At 69.1% G+C, this 21,609-nt stretch carries 9 protein-coding genes; 5 read left to right on the top strand and 4 right to left on the bottom strand.

From position 1 onward, the window contains the following. Window positions 1-52 precede the first annotated feature (52 nt). The 4 genes from asnB (at window position 53) to ACWPN8_RS30880 (ending at window position 13,232) form a co-directional block, all read left to right on the top strand. Entirely contained in the window at window positions 53-1,918 is a 1,866-nt protein-coding gene (asnB, locus tag ACWPN8_RS30895) for an asparagine synthase (glutamine-hydrolyzing) (RefSeq protein WP_492243561.1), read from the top strand. Continuing rightward, entirely contained in the window at window positions 1,915-4,305 is a 2,391-nt protein-coding gene (locus ACWPN8_RS30890) for a glycosyltransferase (RefSeq protein ID WP_492243560.1), read from the top strand. Before asnB ends, ACWPN8_RS30890 begins: the two co-directional genes overlap by 4 nt. Window positions 4,306-4,674: 369 nt before the next feature. Then, on the top strand, window positions 4,675-10,851 hold the full coding sequence (locus ACWPN8_RS30885) for a glycosyltransferase (RefSeq protein ID WP_492243559.1): 6,177 nt from the start codon (window positions 4,675-4,677) through the stop codon (window positions 10,849-10,851). A 65-nt stretch (window positions 10,852-10,916) separates the two neighbouring features. Further along, window positions 10,917-13,232, top strand: coding sequence for a hypothetical protein (locus ACWPN8_RS30880; RefSeq protein WP_492243558.1), 2,316 nt, complete (start codon window positions 10,917-10,919; stop codon window positions 13,230-13,232). Window positions 13,233-13,293: 61 nt separating this feature from the next. On the opposite strand, the gene ACWPN8_RS30875 is transcribed toward ACWPN8_RS30880, so the two are convergent. The 3 genes from ACWPN8_RS30875 to ACWPN8_RS30865 all read right to left on the bottom strand — a co-directional run bounded on the left by ACWPN8_RS30875 (window position 13,294) and on the right by ACWPN8_RS30865 (window position 18,227). Then, entirely contained in the window at window positions 13,294-14,646 is a 1,353-nt protein-coding gene (locus ACWPN8_RS30875; protein ID WP_492243557.1) for an SEL1-like repeat protein, read from the bottom strand. 2 nt (window positions 14,647-14,648) lie between these two features. Continuing rightward, window positions 14,649-16,058, bottom strand: a complete 1,410-nt coding sequence (locus ACWPN8_RS30870) for an HlyD family type I secretion periplasmic adaptor subunit (RefSeq protein WP_492243556.1) — start codon at window positions 16,056-16,058, stop codon at window positions 14,649-14,651. A gap of 75 nt (window positions 16,059-16,133) precedes the next feature. Further along, on the bottom strand, window positions 16,134-18,227 hold the full coding sequence (locus ACWPN8_RS30865) for a peptidase domain-containing ABC transporter (RefSeq protein ID WP_492243555.1): 2,094 nt from the start codon (window positions 18,225-18,227) through the stop codon (window positions 16,134-16,136). A 363-nt stretch (window positions 18,228-18,590) separates the two neighbouring features. Here ACWPN8_RS30865 and ACWPN8_RS30860 point away from each other — a divergent pair, with 363 nt between their 5' ends. Next, window positions 18,591-20,549: an O-linked N-acetylglucosamine transferase, SPINDLY family protein gene (locus ACWPN8_RS30860; protein ID WP_492243554.1), complete on the top strand. Its 1,959-nt coding sequence runs from the start codon at window positions 18,591-18,593 to the stop codon at window positions 20,547-20,549. A gap of 86 nt (window positions 20,550-20,635) precedes the next feature. Here ACWPN8_RS30860 and fcl read toward each other — a convergent pair whose 3' ends face one another. Then, window positions 20,636-21,604, bottom strand: a complete 969-nt coding sequence (fcl, locus tag ACWPN8_RS30855) for a GDP-L-fucose synthase (protein ID WP_492243553.1) — start codon at window positions 21,602-21,604, stop codon at window positions 20,636-20,638. Window positions 21,605-21,609: the final 5 nt, after the last annotated feature.

Here is a 21,609-nt window from a genome sequence, read left to right as displayed (position 1 = left end):
GACAAGGCCCGATCCGGGCAATTCCAAGTTGTTAGGAGGCATAACGTCGATCATGTGCGGAATTGCAGGACTGGTGAATTTCGGCGGTCGGTTCAGCAGGCAGGAACTGGCGAACATCGCCGAGACGATGGCAGATACCATGATCCATCGCGGCCCGGACGATGGCGGCGTCTGGGTCGACGACACCAATTTCTGCGCCTTCTCGCACCGGCGTCTCAGCATCATCGACACGTCTTCGGGAGGGCATCAGCCGATGCAGACCCCCGACGGCCGCCATTCCATCTGCTTCAACGGGGAGCTTTACAGCTTCCTGGAGCTGAAGGAGGATCTGGAGGCCCGGGGTTACCGGTTCCGCACCCGCTCCGATACCGAGGTCCTGCTGTACGGGCTGTGCGAATACGGCACGGCGCTGCTGTCGCGCATCGATGCGATGTACGCCTTCGCCCTGTTCGACCACGACAACCGGTCGATGCTGCTCGCCCGTGACCCGTTCGGGGAAAAGCCGCTCTATTACTGGCAGGGAAACGGGCTGTTCGCCTTCGCGTCGGAGCTTCAGGCACTGACCGTGCTGCCGGGGTTCGACGCGGCGATCGACCTGGAAAGCATCGCCGGCTATCTCAGCTTCCAGTATGTGCCGGGCACCCGCACCATCTACCGCGACGTCCGCCGCCTGCCGCCCGGCTGCTATCTGCGTCTGAGCGAGGACGGGCATGCGACCGTATGCCGCCATTTCGCCTTCGAAGCGGAACCACACCAGGGGAAGATCCGCAGCATCGACGAGCTGGCCGACGAGCTGGAGGAAATCCTCGTCCGCTCGGTCAGGCGCAAGCTGATCAGCGACGTGCCGCTGGGGGCCTTCCTGTCGGGCGGCGTCGATTCCACCCTGGTGGCGGCCATCGCCACCAAGCGGCTGAACCGCAACCTGATGACCTTCTCGATCGGCTTCGCGGACACGCCGGAATCCGAGCATGAGGATGCGCGGGCGATGGCCCGCCATCTGGGAACGGACCACCACGACCGCATCATCTCGCCCGACATGCTGGCGCTCGGCGAACATGTCGGATCGGTGCTGGACGAGCCCAACGGCGACACCTCCTGCCTGCCGACCTTCCTGCTGACCCAGTTCGCCCGCGAACATGTCACGGTCGCCCTGTCGGGCGACGGCGGGGACGAGCTGTTCGGCGGCTATGGGCGCTATTTCTCCACGCTGGAGGACGCTGCCCGCCTGGAGCGCGATCCCGTCGGCATGGCTGGCTGGGACCCCGGAAATGCCTATTACTCGTACCGGATCCTGGTCTATGCCGACAGCGACGTGACGCGGCTGCTGGGACGGATGCCGCCGGAGAACGCCAGCCTCCTGCGCCACCTGCGCTCCACCATCAACCGCAGCGGAAAGCCGCTGATCCACCGCCTGCGCGAACTGGACGCGGCCCACTACATGCCGGGCGCCGTCCTGCCGAAGGTCGACCGGATGAGCATGCAGAACAGCCTGGAGGTGCGCGCGCCGCTGCTGGGGCTGGAGGTCGCCCGTTTCGCCAGCGGCCTTCGCCCCGAGGAATGCTATGCCGCCGGACAGGGCAAGCGCGTCCTGAAGCAGATCGCCGCCCGCTACGTTCCACGCGACTGGCTGGAACGGCCCAAGCGCGGCTTCGGCCTGCCGATGGCGCTGTGGGGAAAGGACCAGCTGCTGCCGCGGACCCGGGCGCTCACGCTCGATGCCGGAAGCCGCCTGCAGGATTGGATCCCGGTCGAGCGGATCGCCGCCTTCCTCGACCATCAGGAACAGTCCTACAGCGCCTACCAGCTCTGGCTGCTCTTCATTCTGGAAAGCTGGCTGCGCGCGCGTCCGGGCTATCCCGCGCACCCATCCGCCACAGCCGCTTCCACTCGGCCCCAAGCATCCATGGTGCTTCAGTGACCCTGTCCATCAGCCTTCTGCTGTATGTGGAGGCCGCAGGCTGCCGCGCACCGGGCGGCCTCGTCGCCTTCTGCCATCCCGAGGATCTGTCCCAGCTCCGCGGGCTGCCCAACCTGCGCGCCTGCGTCGTGCCGGGCGGAGATTCGGCGACCCATCCGGCAACCGGCGACGCCATCTCCTTTCCCTGGCTCACGGACGATGCCTGGAACGACGGGCCTTGGGCCGAATCTGCCGAAACGGCCGGGGGAGACGGGTCCGACCGCGACACCCTTCCATCGCTTCTGGCCGAAGGGGAGCGGGTGGAGCTGCTTTTCCTCTGCCGGCAGAGCGCCATCCCGTCGGCAGCCATCCTGCGGCTGGCCCGGCTCGGCCACAAGACGGTCACGGCCATCGTCGGCGGGGCGCCCGTCGTGGTGCGCTGCGACGAGAACCGGGCGCGGCGGCGGCGGCTGATCGACGAGGCGGTTCACCGCTTCTGTGCCGACAGCATGCGCAAGCACCCGCTGGGCAAGGCCGGAGGCTATCACCCCGAAGGGGGGCACGGCTTCAGCGCCCACTGCCCCAGCCTCGCCGCCCGCGCCGATGCCAACGGCAAGGAGGGCCGCTCGCGGCTGGTTCTGCTGGAGGACGGTCGGCCGCTGGGCTCGGCGCATGCGCTGCACACGGCGCTGCGCGGGGTGGGGCGCGGGCTTTACTCCCACTGGGAAAGCCGGGTCTTCTTCTCCAGCTCCGACAACAGCAATCCCAACGAGAACGGCCGCACCTATTCCTGGATCGAGCTGCCGGAACACCCGACGGGGATGGATCGCCGTCTGGCACGGATCAGCGGGGTGCTGCCGTCCGGAGACTCCGCCTGGAGCCAGGCCGACCTGGAGGCGGAAGACCGCGGACAGGCGCGCCGGCTGCCCAGCCTGCGCCCGGCCGAGCGGGTGTTCGAGGAGTGGCTGGGGCAGGACGGCGACCGGCTGCTGCCTCCCGAACCGTCGGAACAGCGCATCCTGCTGATGATCGGCTATCTCGGCCCCGGCGGCGCGGAACGGCAAATCTGCAATCTGGCGCGCGGCCTGCTGGCGCAGGGGTATGCGCCGTCCCTGATGACCATGTCGCCGATCCGCGACGAGGGGCGGCATTACGCCGACATGCTGCTGCACGACAGCGACATCCCCATCCTGTCGCTCGACGTGATGACCCACGGCGATTTCGTCCTGGCGACCGGGGACGAGGAGTTCCGCCACATCCTGTGGGCGGCGGCCCCGACCCTGCGGCGCCTGCCGGAGGAAGTCCGCCTGCCGGTGATCGAGGCGATGATCCGGATGCACCGGCTGCGGCCGGCCGCCGTGATCTGCTATCTCGACATGGTCAATGTGGTCGGCGGGCTCGCCGCCCTTCTGGTGGGGGTGCCCCGCATCCTTCTGTCCGGCCGCAACGTCAACCCGACCCATTTCCCCAACCTCTACCGCCCGTGGTTCTACGGCCTGTACCGCATGCTCCTGCGCTCCCCGCGCGTGGTGATGAGCGCCAATGCCGAGGCCGGCGCCCGATCCTACGCCGCCTGGCTGATGCTGAAGCCGGAGGCGGTCAAGACCATCGTCAACGGGATCGCCGTGGAGGATCTGCCGCAGCCGACACTGGCGCAACGGGTCGAGACCCGCCTGTCGATCGGGGTCGGCTCCTCCCGCCCGCTGATCGCCGGCGTGTTCCGGCTCGCTCAGGAAAAGCAGCCCCTTCTGTTCGTCGAGGTGATCGCCCGCATCCGTCGGGAGATCCCGCACGTCAAGGCGGTGGTCGCCGGCATCGGGCCTCTTCGCGAGGCGATGGAACGGCGGCTGCGGGCACTCGGCATCGAGGACGCCATCCATTTCCTGGGGCGCAGCCAGTCCGTGAACGTCCTGCTGGGGGCCGCCGACCTGCTTCTCCACACGGCCAAGGCCGAGGGGTTGCCGAACGTCATCATGGAGGCGCAGTGGCAGGCGCTTCCGGTGGTCTGCACCTGCGCGGGCGGCACCCCGTCCGCCCTCAGCCCCGGCCTGCTGCCCTACATGCATGGGACCGACGATCTCGACGGGCTGACGCGCTCCTGCCTGTTCCTGCTGCGCAACCATGAGGACCGCCGCCGGCTGGCCGCGGAGGCGCAGGCCGACGTCCACCGCCGCTTCACCGTGGAGGTGCTCGTCGAGCGGACCCTGGACGCCCTGGCACTCCCCGCGCCGGCCGCCGTCCAGGCCCCGGCATCCGCCCCCGCCGCCGCTGCCCCCGCCCCTGCCCTCGCCAAGCCGCTGGAGGCAGCCGTGGTACGGGCCGTTCCGCCCGCTCCGCAGCACAAGGCGCGCCCCGCGTCCATTCCGGCAACCCAGCGCCCGTCCCAACGGAAAAAGCGCAGGCGATGACCGAAAGCCGCCCGGATATGAACGACGCTCCCATTCCCGCCTCTTCCCTGGTGTTTCCTCCGGTGTCCCACGTCGCGAAGCGCGCAGAGTTCCTTCCCCTCCATCAGCTGATCCGCCACGAGGATGGCCAGGTCATCCGCTATGCCGTCAGCGCGGCGACAGCGGGAATGGGTGCCCCCGTCCAGCAGCGGCTGGGCGCGGACGGGCTGGCCTTCACCATCCGCGGACAGAGCGGGGTTCACTCCCTTTCCCTGGAGCTGGACAGCCGGGGACTGGCGGACCCGTGCAGGCTGACCCTGACGATCAGCTCCTTCGAGCCGTCGGGCGACGGGATCGCCGAACAGAATCCTCCACACCACCCAGCTGACCGTGCCGCCGTCCAAGGGCAACGGAACCGTCCTGTTCGACCTGATCGGCGCGCCGCTGCGGGAGAAGCGCCTCTATCGCGTCATGCTGCGGCCAGACGGGGATGCCCCGCAGGGCGGCTTCGGCGTCTGGGGCTGCATCACCGCCACCGCCTGCCCCGAGCCGTCCGTCGAGGTCACCCCGGCCGTCCGCCGGGAACCGATGTGGCGCCTGCAATGGGTCGAACATGGCGCCCGCATGCAGGTGACGACCGAAGAGTGGCTGGAGAAGCGTTTCGGCCTGATCCCGCTGCCCGTCTATTCCCATTCCAGCCTGGAATTCTGTTTCGAGGCTCCGGCCGCCGCCGTCGACGCGCTGGGCATCCGCGTCGCCCCGCGGATGGCGCGCGGCACGGTGCCGCTGCAGCTGGAACTGCATGACAGGGACGGCAATCTTCTGCTGATGCGCTCGATCCGGCCGATGCCCCGGCCGGTGCCGCAGTATGTAGATTTCGATCTTGCGGGAATCCCGCTCCGGGTCGGGGAGACCTATCGCGTCAGCCTGACCTCGCCCACGGCGGCGGCGGACGACTGCAACTGCGTGCTGGTCAACCGCGAGGGGCTTCCCGCCCGCCCGCCCGCCCCCGGCCTGGGGCTTCTCGGCGCCGAAACGGGCCTGGCGCAATATGTGGAGCGGTCGCGCGCCGCCCGCGGTACGACCCCGCATGGGCAGGGGCATCTGCGGGTCTGCGCCCTGGTGCCGGACGACCATCCGCGGCCGGGTTCGGTGGCGACATTCCTCGGCCGTGCCTTCCCCGATCACACCATCGATCTGCAAAGCCTCCCGGATGGGGGCTGGGCCGCTCTGCTGCCGCGGCTGTCGGCGCAGGATGTCGTCCTGTTCGTCGATCTGCACCCGCAGGCGGGCGAGGCGACCCGCCTTTACGACGAGACGGTCGCCCTGCTGGACGCCGGACTGGTCTGCACCATCCATGTCGACACCGGCACTCTCGGCACCGGCGGGCAGCCGGCGGCCGGCCTGCGGCTGGACGGCAGGCTGCAGCGGGCGCTGACCGGGCCGCTCCAGACCGCAAGGCGTTGCCGTCACGCCCTCGTCGCCGGGCCGGACGGCCGGGCCGCCTGGGCGGACGGCGCCCCCGAAGCGGTGCCGGATCTGCGCGGCCTCCGCGACGCGGCGCTCCATGCCGCCCTGCCGCACATCGCGGTCGTCTGCGATCTGCGCGGCGGCGAGGAGGCGTTCGACGCGGTTCTCCATACCCTGACCGGCCAGAGCTACGGCGGTCCGGTCACCCTGCTCCTGCTGAGCGATCCCGGCCCGTCGGAGGATTTCGGCATCCGGGCCCAGCTGTGGGGACAGCGCGACCGGCGGACCCGGCTGGACATCAAAGTGGTGTGCCAAGCGGTGGACCAGGAGGAACACGACATCGCGCCGGCCGGCGCCGGGAAGACGCAGGGCCGGCGCCTGCTCCAGGCCGCCACGCTGACGAACGCGGACGTCTGCGTCGTCCTCGATGCGGATCTCCACGTCAACCGCGACTTCCTGGCGGCCCACGCCTTCGCGCATCGCCATCCCGATTTCGACGCCGTGATCGGAGCCCCGCCGGTGGCGGCGGACGGCCGCAATCCCGACCGCCTGCTGGATGAGCTGGAAGCCGACGCCAACCACGCCCGCGACCGCATCAGGATGCGGGATCCGGTGCAGCCGGACGGCTTTCTCAATGTCGCCGCCGGGAACCTGTCGGTCAAATCGACCCTGCTGCGCCGCCTCGCCCTTCCGCAGGAGGACGCCTTCCCCGGCATCCTTCAGGGGGCCGCCGGGGAAGGCCGGAACCGCTTCGACGATCTGGTGCTGGGTTACCTGCTGTACCGGGCCGGGGCGCGTTTCGGCCGGACGGAGCATGCCTTCGCCATCCGCACCGCAAACGGCGCCAGGGCCACGGACGAGGCCGCCGCCGACGGGCTCACGCCGCAGGAACGCCGGATGGAGGGCTTCAACAGCCTGTTCCGGCCCTATCCCGAACTGGCGCTGGTGGCGCGGCGCTGGGTGGTGGCCGAAGCCGGCAGCATCCTGGAAGCCATCCGCGCGGACGATCGCCAGGGAGAGTCCCTGCACACGCCGGCCTATGCGGAGCTGAAGTCCCGCTTCGGCGCGGCCGCCGCCTCCCCGGCCCTGCGCCGGGCGGCGCGCAAGCCCCTGCGCGTGCTGTCCTACCGCTGGCATTGCGGACACCAGTACGAACTGTACAAGCTGCCGCACGAGTTCACCCTGGTGCGCGGCCTGGGACCGGGCCTGACCGACCGCTGGGATTACGAGCAGCGCCCGCTACGCCCGAATGTCCGCTTCGTCGATATGGAGGAGCTCGACCCGTCGAAGTACGACGTCGCCATCCTGCATTTCGACGAGAATGTCCTGGCTCCGCAGATGGGGGCCGGCGCGCTGCCCGACGATTGGGGAAACGCCTTCCGCTGGTTCCTGGCCAACGTTCCGCTGCCCAAGATCGCCCTCTGCCACGGCACCCCGGCTTTCGTCGGCCAATACGGCACGATGCGCGGCCCGATCGATCGCTTCCAGATCCACGAAGCCGAACGGCGGTCACTCGTCGACCTGCTGGCGGAACGGGGCATCCCGGTCGTGGTGAACGCCTGGCAGGCGCAGGCGGAGTGGGGGTTCGCGGACAGCCGGGTGATCTGGCACGGCTTCGATCCCCAGGAATATCCCGACGCGCGCTACGAACGCGACGTTCTGGCCCTCGGCTCCTCCATGTGGGAGCGGCCGCATTACCGGGGCGCCTACGAGCATGAGAGGGTCATGGCCCGCCTGCCGGCCGACATCCGGGTGGAAACCGCGGTCAACCAGGATGGCGGCCTGTGGCCGCGGGAAACGAACGGCTACGCGCGATCCAAGTTCCGCGGATACATCGACCGCATCCGCAGCTTCACCGCCTATCTCGACACGACGCGGCGCTCGCCGATGCCGCGGTCGCGCGCCGAAGCGATGCTGTGCGGCGTCGTCCCGGTCTGCCTGCGCAGCGATGACGTGGACCTGTTCATCCGCCACGGCGTCAACGGCTTCTGCGGGGAGTCGCCGGAGGAGCTGGCGGATTATCTGGTTCACCTCTGCCGCAACCGGGCTGCGGCCCGCAGGATCGGCGAACGGGCACGGCTGACCGCCCTCGACCTGTTCAACCACGACCGCTATCTGGCGGCCTGGACCGCGCTCCTCGACGAGACGCTGGAGCGGAGCAAGCCGGTGCGCACCGCCGCGTCCGCCCGGGCCGGCACGCACGCCCGCAAGGCTGCGGAGGCCCCCCCGCCGGCTCCGGCCGACGCCCCCGCGGCGTCCCCTTCGGCGTCCTCCGCCGGGGAGGAAGAGGCCGAAGCGGCTCAGGACGCGCCGGCACCGGTTCCGCAGGCGGCGAGCCCCGCCCAGGTCCACCCCGCCCCGGCGCCCATGGCCGCCCCCGGTTCTCCTGCCGCCGCTCCCACGGGCGCATCCGCCCCGAGCACCCGGGACGGGCTGGACCTGGGCAAGGTGGCCCTGGGCAGGGTGGAATGGATGATCCAGAACCAGATTTCCGGCTGGGCCTTCGATCCCGACCGCCCGGACGAGGTGCAACGGGTTGTCGTGCTGGTGGACGGCCGTCCGCGCTACCGGCTCGCCGCTAATCTGGAACGGCCGAAGGCCGGGGTCGGGGAACCCCGTCGCGGCGGCTTCCGCCTGACCCTGCCGTCCGAACTGTGCGACGGCAAGCCGCACCGCATCGATCTGGCCATCGCCGACAGCGGCGCGATGCTGAACGCCAAGCCCCTGCGCTTCCAGCAGCCCGACCCCGCCGGCCGTTGCATCGGCCAGATGGACGGGGTGAACGGGCGGACCGTTTCGGGCTGGTGCTGCAACACCGCGCGGGCCGCCCGCCCTGTCGAACTGGCGGTGCTGGTGGACGATGAGGTCTGGGGCACGGTGACCGCCGACCGGCTGCGATCCGGCCTGAAGCTGGTCGGCATCGGTTCCGAGCGGCACGGCTTCTCCTGGCCGATCCCCGATGCCCTGTGCGACGGCAAGCCGCATCGGGTCGCCTTCGTCGTCGCCGCCACCGGCCAGCATGTGCCGGGATCGCCGCTGACCGTCCAGCCGGCGGCGGAGCCGTCCTGGCGCGGGCATGTGACGTTCGCGGCGGACGGCGACATCGTCGGCTGGGCCTATGACGAGAAGACCCCCGACGTTCCGATCCGTGTCGACATCCTGGTCGACGGCCGCCCCTACAGGACACTCACGGCCGACGTCGATCGTCCCGACCTGGAAGCGATCGATGCGATGCGCCTCGCCAGCGGCTTCCGCTGCCGGCCGCCGGCGCCGCCGCCCGGGGCGGAGTCCGCGATGGCGGAAATCCGGGTCCGGATCGCCGGCACCGGCCGGGACCTGCCGGGCAGCCCGCTGACGGTCGACCTGTGCCGGACCTACCGCGCCTGGGTCGAACGCTACGACACCGTGACGCCGGCAGATCGGGAGGCCATGCGGGCACGGCTCGACGCCCTGCCCCGCCGACCGCTGCTGTCGGTGCTGATGCCGGTCTACAACACGCCCGTGCCCCTGCTGCGCGAGGCCATCGCCTCGGTTCGCCGGCAGATCTACCCGGATTGGGAGCTGTGCATCGCCGACGATGCCTCGACCGATCCGAAGATCGCCGCGCTGCTGAAGGAGGAAAGCCGCGCCGACCGCCGCATCCGCGTCGTGCACCGTCCCGTCAACGGCCACATCTCCGCCGCCAGCAACAGCGCACTGGAACTGGCGACGGGCGAGTTCGCGGTCCTGCTCGACCATGACGACCTGCTGAGGGAACACGCCCTGCTTCTGGTGGCCGAGGAAATCCTGACCAACCCCGAAGCGACCCTGATCTTCAGCGACGAGGACAAGATCGACGAGGCCGGCGAGCGGTTCGAGCCCTATTTCAAGGGCGGCTACAATCCGGATCTCCTGGCCGCGCAGAACTGCATCAGCCATCTCGGGGTCTACCGCATCGACCTGATGCGCCGTCTCGGCGGCTTCACCGTCGGGCTGGAAGGGTCGCAGGACTACGACCTCGCCCTGCGCGTGATCGAACACAGCCCGCCCGCGGCGGTGCGCCACATCCCGCACGTCCTTTACCATTGGCGGGCCGTTCCGGGGTCCACCGCCCTGAGGATCGACGAGAAGGACTATGCGGCCGACGCCATGCGCAAGGGCCTGGAGGCGTCGCTGAAGCGACGGGGGCTGAAGGCCCGCGCCTGCCCCAGCCTGCAGCCGCCCTTCCTGCATCTGCGCCCCCGGCTGGAGGCTTGGCCGAAGGTCTCGGTCATCCTGTCCTGCCGGGGCGACGGAGCCAGGCTTGCCGACACCCTCGACGTCCTGAAGCGGTTCACCGCCCGGTCCGTCTCCGAGGTGATCGTGACCTGCCCCGCCGCCGTTTCCGCCGATATGGCCAAGGCGGCAAAAGGATGGCGGAACCTGCGGCTGCTGCCGATGGACAAGGCGCCGGCCAGCCTGCGCAACACCGCGGCCAAGGCGGCGACCGGGGAGGTTCTGGTTTTCCTCGACGAGGACACCAGACCGATGCACCGCATCTGGCTGGCCGAGCTGGTGCGCCAGTGCATGGCGCCGGGGGTCGGCGCCGCCGGCGCGCGGCTGGTGACTGCGAACGGCCTCATCCGCTATGCCGGATACCGGCTCGGCGGTGAGGCGCAGGGAAGCGCGGCCTACGCGGGCCAGCACATCGCCATGGTCGGTCCGGGCGGGCGGGCCGTGCTGCGGCAGACGGTGTCGTCCGTGTCCGTCACCTGCATGGCCATAAGGCGGGATCGCTTCATGGCCGCCAAAGGCTTCGACGAGGGCCTGCCGCAGGCTCTGCACGACGTCGACCTGTGCCTGCGTCTGGCCGGTGTGGGGTTCCGGTCCCTGTACACGCCGCTCGCCCAGATGGTCTGCCGCGAGGCAGCCCCGCCGGCACCTGCGGCGGAGACGGCGGCTTTGCGGGCACGCTGGGGCGATGCCCTGGCCGAGGACCCCTATTACAACCCGAACCTGACGCTTGAGACGACGGATGCGGGGCTGGCCTTCCCGCCGCGCCGCCCCCCGTTCCGATCTCCGCAGGACCAGCCCCGGGACTTGTCCCTGCCGGATGTGGACTCTCCCTGCCTTGTCTGACAGAAGGGCCTGACGTCTCCGGCACCGGTCCGGAGACGTCCCGCCCTTTCCAGCCGAAAGAAGCCATGACGACCGTTCACGTCTTCGCCAGCGGCCCGCGCCTGAAGGACGGCCAGACCGTCACCGTCGCGTCCTGCCGCAGCAGCCAGATTGCGGAAGCGCTTCTGGCCGCGAAGCTCGGCGCGACCATGTCGGCCCTGCCGGCCGCTTGCGAATGGTCAGCCTCCGAACGGGATGGCGCAGGCGAGATGCAGACCGCCGTCCTGCGCGACCATCGCCCCGCCACCGCGCTGTGGCTGACACCCGAGCGGTTCGCCCTGCCGTCCTACGCCCTGCCGCTGGTTCGCAAATTCTGCGACATGGCGGGCATGGACGCCGCGGGCGACGGGCTGGACGCGGCACGGGCCGCCTGGAAGACGGCGGACGCCGCCGGCGGCTTCATACTGGACGCCGCGCAGGCCGATCTGGCCCACGCCGTCCTGCCGGCCGGCACCCCCCTTCTCCACCTGCCTGCCGATTGCCCGGCAGCCTTGCGGGTGAACCGCTCGGCAAAGCCCCGCCAGATCCTGGTGATGGGCGACCTTGCCCTTCTGGCCCCGCAGGCGCAGGCCTTCGGGATGCTCACCGGCGCCTTGATACGGGCCGGGCTTTCCGTCGCCCTGGTGCATCTGCCCTTCCGCTCCGCCAGCCCGCCGCCAGACCTGCTGCCGGCCCACACGCAGCTTCTGGCCGCTCCCGTGCCGGAAACGCTCGGACGGCTGCTGAGCGAAGCCGCGGTGACGATCGACCCCTTCCATGTCTGCGGCGAGCCTTATCTGGCGACCGCGATGCGGCGTGCCATCTGCGCCCGCAACAGCATCGGGCTGATGTCCTGGACCGGCGAGGAGGACACCGCGACCATCCTGCGCGACCTGACCGCCCGGCAGGTCGCCCTGCCGGTCCCGCAAATGCCGTCGGATGGCGCGCCCGCGCTGCGCGCGCTGACCAAGCCGGCGTCCCGCCGCCCCGCGGCCCCCACCGCCGGACCGGATATGGGAAGCGTTCTGCTGGTGGCCGGCGGCGAAGCCGGCCGGCGGCGGGTGGACGCGCTGCTTCCCCTGTTCGCGTCGCTGATCCGGCGCGGACGGCTGGTTGGCCTGACGGTGGTGCAGGAGGCGGAGGGGATCGAGGCCCCGGCAGTCGAGCGCTACGGCAAGCCCTCGTCCGGCGACCTCCATGACGCGGTCCTGGTCTGCGGCACCCCCAGCCGCTCCATGGTGGAAGCGACCCTGCTGACGACGGAACGGCGGGGACTGCATCTCGAAGGAGCAGCGGGCGGCACCGGGAGCGGCGGGACCGGAAGCGCCCTGCGCCGCCTGATGGGTGGACAGACGACCTTGTGCGCCTCATCCCCGGGGCTGCTGAACCGGGTGGATGCGAGCCGGCAGGGCATCCTGCTGCCGCCGGCCCTCGATCTGCCCGGCACTCTGCCCGGCAGCGCGCCGGCTTCGGCGGGGCGGCCCGTCGCCATGGTCATGGACGCCAGCGACGGCCTGCCTCTCGCCGCGTCCAAGGGACCGGTCCTGACCGTCATCGCCAAGGCGTCCGCACGCTATGGACTGCCGCTTCTGTGGTTCGGTGCCCCCGACCCGGATTTCTTCCGGTTCATCCCGGACATCCGCATCCAGGCGGCGGCGACGCGGCCGGCGATCCTGAATTCCCTGCTGCAATGCGAACCGCTGATCGCCCTGGCTCCGGTCGATGACGGGGTGGAGTGCAGCGGCACGCTTCCGGGCGACGAACGGATGATGCTGTTCGGCGCGGCCGGCCACCGCGGGATTTATTCCGCCTGCTCCGCCCATGCCGCCAGCACGCTGCCGGCCGGACTGCTGGTGCAGAACAGCGAGGCCGCCTGGCTGGACGCCATCGGCCGCCTGCACGGCGCGGCGGACAGGGCGGGGCTTCCGGACATCGAGGCGATCCGGACGGAGCGGTCGACCGACCGCATCGCCGATCTCTGTCTGCTGGCGCTGCTGAAGCGGATCGGGCTGGCGACGCCGGCGTCACTCGACGGGGTGCTGACCTACCGGCAGATCCACCGCGAAGCGGGCCGCCGCCTGCCCTTCGACGAAGACGCCTACCTGACGGCCAATCCGGATGTCCGCAGCGCGGTCCTGGCCGGCCATTTCCCCGACGGCTACAGCCATTTCGTTCAATACGGCATGGCCGAGGGCCGCATGCCCGATTACGCCCCCCGTGACGACCCGTCCTTCTCCGAACTGGCCGAACAGGAGATCGCGGCCGGACGCCGCCGGATGGCCGAGGCCCAGCACCTGATCATGGATGTCGTCGGGCGGTTGCAGCAGGAGGCGAATGGCGACGGCGGCGGGTCCGGCACCTGAACGGGGCCCTGGCCGGCACTGGGAAATCCACGGAGAAATCCGCTGCCGGCCAGGGGCATGATCAGGCCATCGCCATCGACTTGGGGTTCTTCTTCCACTCTTCCATGATGAGCTGGGCCTTGTGGCGGTCATCGCTGGTCAAGGCATTGCCCAGTTGATGCGCCTTGGCTTCCAGCCCGTCGCGCTCGGCTCCGGACTGGGTGCCGGCGGCGGCCATGATGGTCCAGACATAAGCCTGGACAGGGTTGTAAGCCTTGCTGTTCTGATCGGCATAGAGCGCGCCGAGGTTGCTCATGGCGCCGGTGTGACCCTGCGCTGCGGCCTTGCGCAGCCAGTCCACCCCCTCCACCAGCTCGGGGCGGCCGCCCCAGCCATGGATCAGCATCAGCCCCAGATTGACCTGGGCGCCGACATTCCCCTGGTTGGCCGCCTTGCGGTACCAGAGAGCCGCCTCGGCATAGTCGGGCTGGCCGGCCAGTCCGTTGGAATGGATCAGGCCCAGGTTGAACTGGGCGTTGACGTTGCCCTTCTCGGCCGACAGGCGGCACCATTTCAGGGTTTCGCGGTAATCCTTGGGCACGCCCTGGCCACGGGCATAGAGCAGGCCCAGATTGACCTGCGCCACCGGATGGCCCTGCTCGGCCGCCAGACGATAGAACTCCGCCGCGCGGGCCGGATCGGCCTCCACCCCGGTGCCGTGCTCGTAGATGATGGCGAGCGCCAGCTGCGAGTTGGCATAGCCCTGTTCGGCCGCACGCCCGTACCAGGCGATGGCCTGACCGATGTCGCGCTCCACCCCCTGGCCGTTGGCGTAGAAGGAGGCGAGCGCATGCTGGGCCACCGCATAGCCGCCTTCGGCCGAGCGCCGGTACCAGTCGGCGGCCACGACCTGGTCCTGCGGCATTCCCTGTCCGTAGGCATGCAGCAGGCCCATGTGGTACTGCGCCTCGGCGTGGCCGGCCTCGGCAGCCAGCCGGTACCAGTGCAGCGCCTGGGCGATGTCGGGCGCGATGCCCAGCCCGTTGGGATAAAGCAGGGCCAGGTTGGCCTCCGCCGTCGGCGGGCTGGCCTTGGACACGGTCTTGTACCAGCGCACCGGCAAGGCCGTGTCCTGCGCCGCCCCTTCGCCGTTGGCGTAGCACAGGGCGAGCGAGAACTGCGCCTCGGTGTGGCCCTGCTCGGCCGCCTTGCGGAACCAGTGGGCGGCGTCGCCGAAATCGCGCACCACCCCCTGCCCGCGGGCGTAGAGCTGTCCCATGCGGAACTGCGCTTCGGCATGGCCGCGTTCGGCCAGCGGCATCCAGTTGGCCACGGCGCCGGCATGGTCATCCGCCTCGAAGGCGGCCAGACCTTGCTGGAAGTCCGGCTTGCGGAAACTGGTGGTTTTGCTTCGCTTCAGCAGTTTGCCGAACACAATCAGGGCTCCCGCAGGCTTTCGTCGAACCCGCGCAGGATGGGGCGCAGGAAATAGGTGATGATCCGGCGTTCGCCGACCTTGATGTCGGCCGTCAGCGGCATGCCGGGGATCAGGCGGAAGTTAGAGGGCACATTGTCGAGCGTGGTGGTCAGCAGCCTGATCCGCGCCCGGTAGAAGAGCATGCCGTTCCCGTTTTCCTTGCTGGAGAAGGAGTCTTCGCTGATCGTCGCGACCTCTCCCTCCAGCGACCCGTGCTGCATGTAGGGATAGGCATCCAGCTTGACGCGCACCTTGTCGCCGATCTGGACGAAGGCGAGGTCGCGGGCATCGATGTTGGCTTCGACCTCCAGCGGAGCCCCGACCGGCACCAGGGTGAAGAGCGGTTCGGCTTCCTTGGCGATGGAACCGGGGGTGGCCTTGGGTGAGACCTCCAGCACGATGGCGTCGACCGGCGCGTCCAGTTGGACCAGCGACTGACGCTTGCGCGCCTTGGTCAGCTGCTCGCGCAGCGCCTCGCGCTCGTTGCTCTGGGTGGCCAGCTCCTCGATGATCTTGCCGTTCCACTGCTGGATGAAAACGTCGCGCTCCGCCAGCTGGGCCTGCAGATCGTGACGGTTGCCCTGCAGCTCGTTCTGGTTCAGGACCAGATTGCGCTCGATGTCGATGCGGTCGCTGGTGGCCTGCAGCAGGTTCAGCTTGCTGCCGACCTGGGTGGCCAGCAGCGACGAGCGCATGTTCTCGATCTCGCGCACCACCTTCAGCCGCTCGTTCAGGTGCAGGCGGTCCATCTCGTACTTGGAGACGTTGGACTGCAGGCGGGCGAGCTTCTCCTCATAATTCTGCATCTGCGACTGGTACTGCGCCTGGCGCTCACGCCACAGCGCCTGCTGCAGCGTGCCGTAGCCATAGCGATCCGCGACCGGCACGAGGGGCTTGCCGTCATGCTCGGCCTCCAGCCGGGCGATCTGCGCGTCGGCATTGGCGAGGCGGGATTCCAGCTGCAGCACGTCGGCCTGGGTGAAGGTCGGGTCCAGCGTCGCCAGGACCTGCCCCTGATGCACGACGTCGCCGGCACGGACGAGGACCTGCTTGATCGCCGCCATCTCCAGCGGCTGGACCATCACGTTGGGCTCGGTCGAGATGATCTTGCCCTGGGAGGCGACGATCTTGTCCAGATAGGCCATCGACGCCCAGGTGATCGCCCCGATGACGAACAGAGCCAGCAGATGCAGCGTGACGCGCGCCAGGAACGGATCGGGGGCGTTCTGGATCGCCTCCGTATCCTTCTGGAAGGCCCCGATCGCCGCCTTTCCGCGCGCCTTGGCCCGTTTGTCCAGCGGCCCTTGCGGCGCCACATCGTTGGCGGGAACGCGCGCGGTCTCAATTTTCGCAAGCTTCTGTGCGGTCAAGGGACGCGCTCCTAGATGTGCCGGTTCTGCTGGTGCCAGAGATGCTGATAGATGTCGCAGCGCATCAGCAGTTCGTCATGCTTGCCGCTGTCCACCACCTTGCCGCGGTCCATCACCAGGATGGTATCGGACGGCACCAGCGACGACAGGCGGTGAGAAATGATGATCATGGTGCGGCCACGGGCGATGTTCATCAGATTGGCCTGGACGATCGCCTCGCTCTCGGCGTCCAGCGCCGAGGTCGCCTCGTCCATGATCAGGATCTTCGGGTTGGTCAGGAGCGCGCGGGCGATGGCCAGAACGCTGGCGCTGACCGCCGGACAGGTTGGACGAGCCTTCCTCCAGCATCGTTTCCAGGCCCTTGGGCAGGCGTTCGACGAACTCGTCGGCGCCGGCCAGATGGATCACCCTCAGGATCTCCTCGGTCGTCGCCCCCGGCTTGGCGGCGGAGACGTTCTCGCGGATGGTGCCGGTGAACAGGAAATTGTCCTGCAACACGACGCCGATCGAGGCGCGCAGGTGATCGAGGTCGTATTCGCGCAGATCCCGGCCGTCGATGCGGATCAGCCCTTCCTGCGCCCGGTGCAGGCCCTGCAGCAGCCTGGTCACGGTGGTCTTGCCGGAGCCGGAGCGGCCCATCACGCCGAGAATGGTGCCCTCGGACGCGATGAAGGACACCCCGTCGAGCGCCGGCGGCGTGGAGGGGGCATAGCGGAAGCGGACCTCCTGGAACTCCACCGTGCCGCGCAGCGGCGTGCGCAGGCCGCGACCGGTCCGCCCCTCTTCCGGAGCGTGGTTCATGATCGTGCCCAGCATCTGGACCGAGATCGACACTTCCTGGAACTGCTGCACCAGCTGGGCCATCTGCAGCAGCGGCTGGGTGACGCGCCCGGCCAGGATGTAGAAGGCGATGAGCGCGCCCATCATCATCTCGCCGTTCAGCGCCAGATAGGTGCCGAGCCCGAGCAGGCAGGCCATCATCAGCTGGTTCAGCGGCTGTGCGATCGTCTGGCCGATGATCATGATGCGGCCGACGTCGAAGCGCTGTTCGGCGGCGCGGGCGACGCGGTGGTCCCATTCCTGCTTCTGGCGGGAATCCAGTGCCAGCGACTTCACCGTGCGCATGCCGTGGATGTTCTCGATCAGGAAGGACTGCTGGCGCACCTCGGCCTGATAGAGCTCCTTCATCCGGCCTTTGATCAGCGGGATCATGATGCCGATGTTGATCGCCATCAGAATCGAGAATGCCAGGACCAGGAAGGTCAGCGGCACGCTGTACATGAACATGATCGGCAGGAAGACGACCAGCGAGACCGTGTCCAGCAGCGTCATGAAGAGCTGGCCGGTCAGGAAGTTGCGGATGCGCTCGGCCTGCTGGGCGTTCTTGACGATCTCGCCCGACGATACCCGCTCGAAATAATGCATCGGCAAGCCGACGAGCTTGTTGAAGACCTGGACGTTCATCTTCGCGTCGATCTTCTTCGTCGCGTAGAGCATCAGGTACTGGCGCAGGTAGGAGAAGGCCGCCTCGAACATGATGACGCCGACCATGCCGATCATCAGCACGCCGAGCGTACCCATGCTGCGGTGGACCAGCACGCGGTCGATCACCAGCTGGAAGAAGATCGGCACGGCGAGCGCGAACAGGCTCATCAGGATCGCCGCGATGCCGATGTCGCGGAAGATGCGCTTGTGGCGGAGGATCTCCACCAGGAACCATTTCAGGCCGAAAGGCTGCTCGGCGTCGGTCAGGCCGTAGTCGCGCTTCAGCAGCACCACCTCGCCGGCCCAGGCCTGGCTGAGGCGGATGCGGTCGACCGGCAGGATCAACTCCTGGCCCGCCAGCGGATCCTGCAAAATGGCGACGTCGGTGTCGCCCTGCTTGCCGAAGCCGACGACAACCATCGAGTTGCCGTTGCGCAGGCGCAGAATGGCGGGGAAGGCATCGTGGAGCTTGCCCAGATCGTCCCAGTCCAGCGTCGTCGCCTCGGCCTTCAGGCCGATCGACTTGGCGACGCGCAGCAGGCGCGCGGTGTCCAGCTCCTCGTTTCCGATGACGTTGCTGTGCTGAAGCCGCTCGGCCGAAACGTCGAGGCCACGCTGGCGCGCGACGACAGCCAGGGAATGCAGCCCGGTGTGGGCGCAAGGGACTTCCGCAGCGAGGGTCATGGGAACCGCCGTGAAAAATGTGAAATGCGTCGCGAAAGCAAGGTCTTCATACCGTTCGGTCACCCGGTCTTGATCGACCATGCGCTCCTTGGGGCCCAGGGGCGCGACGAAGCGCGTAGGGTCCGCCACTTGCAGACGATGTATAACCACGCGATTCCGCTGGAATAGCAGAATTGGCCCAACAGCGGCAAGCCATCTGTCCCAGGGCCCATCCATCATCCATCATATGTCTCCACCCCATGTGGCCGTTGCGGCACATCCATCCGGAGACGAGATGCCGCTTGCGGCAGCGCATGGTCATTGCTATCGACCGGCAGGACGGCTCTTCTGCCGACGACGAATTAACGCCAAGCGGTCAGCCCGATGAAAAAGCCTTCACGCAAGCAGGCCAGGGCCAAGCGCCCGGCCATTCCGGCCCCCTCCCCGCAGAGCACGGCTCCGGCGGTTTCGGCAGGGGACGCCGGCTTCGGTCGGGCGCTGAGCCTGCACCGGGAAGGCCGGACGGCCGAGGCGGAGGCCGGATACCGCGCCGTGCTGGCTGCCGATGCGGGCCACCCCAACGCCAACAACAACCTCGCCATCATCCTGCGGGCCCGCGGCGACTGGGAGGAGGCGCTGGGCTGCTACCGCCGGGCGCTCGCCCGCAACGCGGCCGATCCCTTCGTCCACAGCAACCATGGCTGCCTGCTGCAGGACATGGGCCGAAGCGCCGAGGCGGAGGAGGCGCTGCGCACCGCCATCCGGTTGAAGCCCGAGTATGCCGAGGCCCATTTCAACCTCGCCAACATCCTGCGCAACCGCGGCAACCGCGAGGCGGCCAAGGCCGCCTACGGCGAGGCGCTGCGCCTGAAGCCGGACATGGCGTCGGCGCTGTGCAACCTGGGCGACCTGCACAAGGGGGCGGTCGAACTCACCCGCGCGGTGGAGTGCTTCGTCGCCGCGCTGAAGGCCGACCCGAAATCGGCCGAGGCCTGGAACAACCTGGGCGAAACGCTGAAGGAGATGGGACGCATCGAGGAGGCGGTCGCCGTCTTCCAGAAGGGGCTGGAGGCGCATCCCGCCCACGCGCTGATGCATTCCAACCTGCTGCTGGCCCTGCACTACACCCCGGCCGTTCCGCCCGAGACCATCTTCAGGGCCCATGTGGCATGGGCACAGCGCCATGCCGACCCGCTGCTGCCCGCCGGCAGGCGCCACCCCAACCCGCGCGATCCCGAACGTCGCCTGCGCATCGGCTACGTCTCGCCCGACTTCTGCGCCCATTCGGTCGCCTTCTTCGCGGAGCCGCTGATCCGCGAGCATGACCGCGGGCACTTCGAGGTCTTCTGCTACCACGCGAACGCACGCTCCGACATGGTCACCGAACGGCTGAAGGGGCTGTCCGACGGCTGGCGGTCGCTGGTGGGGGTGGACGATGCCCGCGCCGCGGCGCTGATCGAGCAGGACGGCATCGACATCCTGGTCGACCTGACCGGCCACACCGCCAACAACCGGCTGACCCTGTTCGCCCGCAAGCCGGCGCCGGTGCAGGCGACGTGGCTGGGCTATCCCGACACCACCGGCATGCGCGCCATCGACTGGCGCTTCAGCGACGCCATCGCCGAGCCGCCGGGCGAGGCCGACCGGCTGAGCGCGGAACGCATCGTCAGGCTGCCGCATGGCTTCCACAGCTACCGCCCGCCGGTGGACGTCGCCCCGCCGGCCGAACCGCCGTTCCGCGCCAGCGGCCATGTCACCTTCGGCTCCTTCAACAACACCTCCAAGGTGACGGGGGAGGTGGTGCGTGTCTGGTCGGAGATCCTGAAGCGGGTGCCGGGCTCGCGCCTGATCGTCAAGAGCGCCCAGATGGGCGACGAGGAGACGCGCCGGCGCTATCTGAACACCTTCGTCCAGTGCGGGATCGACGCCGGCCGGGTCGAGCTTCTGGCCCGCATCGACGCGGCCGACGGGCATTTGCGCGCCTACGACCGCATCGACATCGGGCTCGACCCTTTCCCCTACAACGGTACCACCACCACCTGCGAGGCCCTGTGGATGGGTGTGCCGGTGGTGACGCTGACGGGCGCCAACCATGTCGCCCGCGTCGGCGCCAGCCTGCTGACCCATTGCGGGCTGACGGAGCTGGTGGCCTCCGACATGGAGGGCTACATCGCCACCGCAGTGGCGCTCGCCGGCGACCCGGGCCGCCTGGACCGGTTGCGCCGGACGATGCGCAGCCGGCTGAGCGCCGCCCCGCTGACCGACTACACGGGCTTCGCCCGTGGGGTCGAGGCGGCCTACCGCGCCATGTGGCGCGACTGGGTGGCCCGCAGCGCCGCCTGAGGGAACGCCACCCGAGGGGATGAAGAGGAGAGGGCACGGCCCCGTCGGCGCCGCGCCCTCTCCCGGCAGGCTTCACCGTTCGGGGGTCATACCCCCCGCAGGCCGCCGCGGTCGACAGTCTCCAGGAACCAGCGGTAGGTGGTGGCGAAGCCGTCGCGCAAGGACGTGGGCGCGGTCCAGCCCATCCCGCTCATCCGGCTGACGTCCATCAGCTTACGCGGGCTGCCGTCCGGCTTGGAGGTGTCGTGGCGGAACTCGCCCTCATAGCCGACGACGTCGCGGATCAGCTCTGCCAGTTCCCGGATCGACACCTCGCTTCCGGTACCGACATTGACGTGCGGCTCGCCCGAATAATGCCGGGCCAGGAAGACCAGGCCATCGGCCAGATCGTCGGCAAACAGGAACTCGCGCTTGGGCGCACCCGTCCCCCACAGCTCGACGAAGGGCAGCCCCTCCACCTTGGCCCGGTGGATCTTGGCCAGCAATGCCGCGGCGACGTGCCCGCCCTGCAGGTCGAAATTGTCGTTCAGGCCGTAGAGGTTGGTCGGCATCGCCGAGATGAAGTCGCAGCCATACTGGCGCCGGTAGGCCTGACACATCTTGATGCCGGCGATCTTGGCGATGGCATACCACTCGTTGGTCGGCTCCAGCGGGCCGGTCAGCAGGGCGTCCTCGCGCATCGGCTGCTCGGCCAGCCGCGGGTAGATGCAGGAGGATCCCAGGAAGACCAGCTTCTTCACGGCCGTCCGGTAGGCCCCATGGATGATGTTGGTCTCGATCGCCAGGTTGTCGTAGAGGAACTCGGCCGGCCGGGTGGAGTTGGCGAGGATGCCGCCGACGGTGGCGGCGGCAACGAAGACCACGTCCGGCTTCGTTTCGGCCATCCAGTCCTCCACCTCCGACTGGCGGCGCAGGTCGACGCGGTCGCGCCCGACGGTGAGCAGGTCGCAGGGTTCGCGCTCCAGCCGGCGGACGACGGCGGCGCCCGCCATGCCGCGATGCCCGGCCACCCAGACCCGTTTGCCCTCCAGGGAGAAAAGCGATTCCGTCCGCACCTTGA

The sequence above is a fragment of the Azospirillum sp. UENF 112521 genome (assembly GCF_058780665.1).
Note: the sequence above shows the minus strand (reverse complement) of the source record. Positions and strands in the feature narration are given on the sequence as shown.

Bases quoted from the DNA above. Each gene is read 5' to 3' on its own strand.
- ACWPN8_RS30860 (WP_492243554.1), top strand. From the start codon at position 18,591: ATGAAAAAGCCTTCACGCAAGCAGGCCAGGGCCAAGCGCCCGGCCATT.
- ACWPN8_RS30865 (WP_492243555.1), bottom strand. From the start codon at position 18,227: ATGACCCTCGCTGCGGAAGTCCCTTGCGCCCACACCGGGCTGCATTCC.
- asnB (WP_492243561.1), top strand. From the start codon at position 53: ATGTGCGGAATTGCAGGACTGGTGAATTTCGGCGGTCGGTTCAGCAGG.
- ACWPN8_RS30880 (WP_492243558.1), top strand. From the start codon at position 10,917: ATGACGACCGTTCACGTCTTCGCCAGCGGCCCGCGCCTGAAGGACGGC.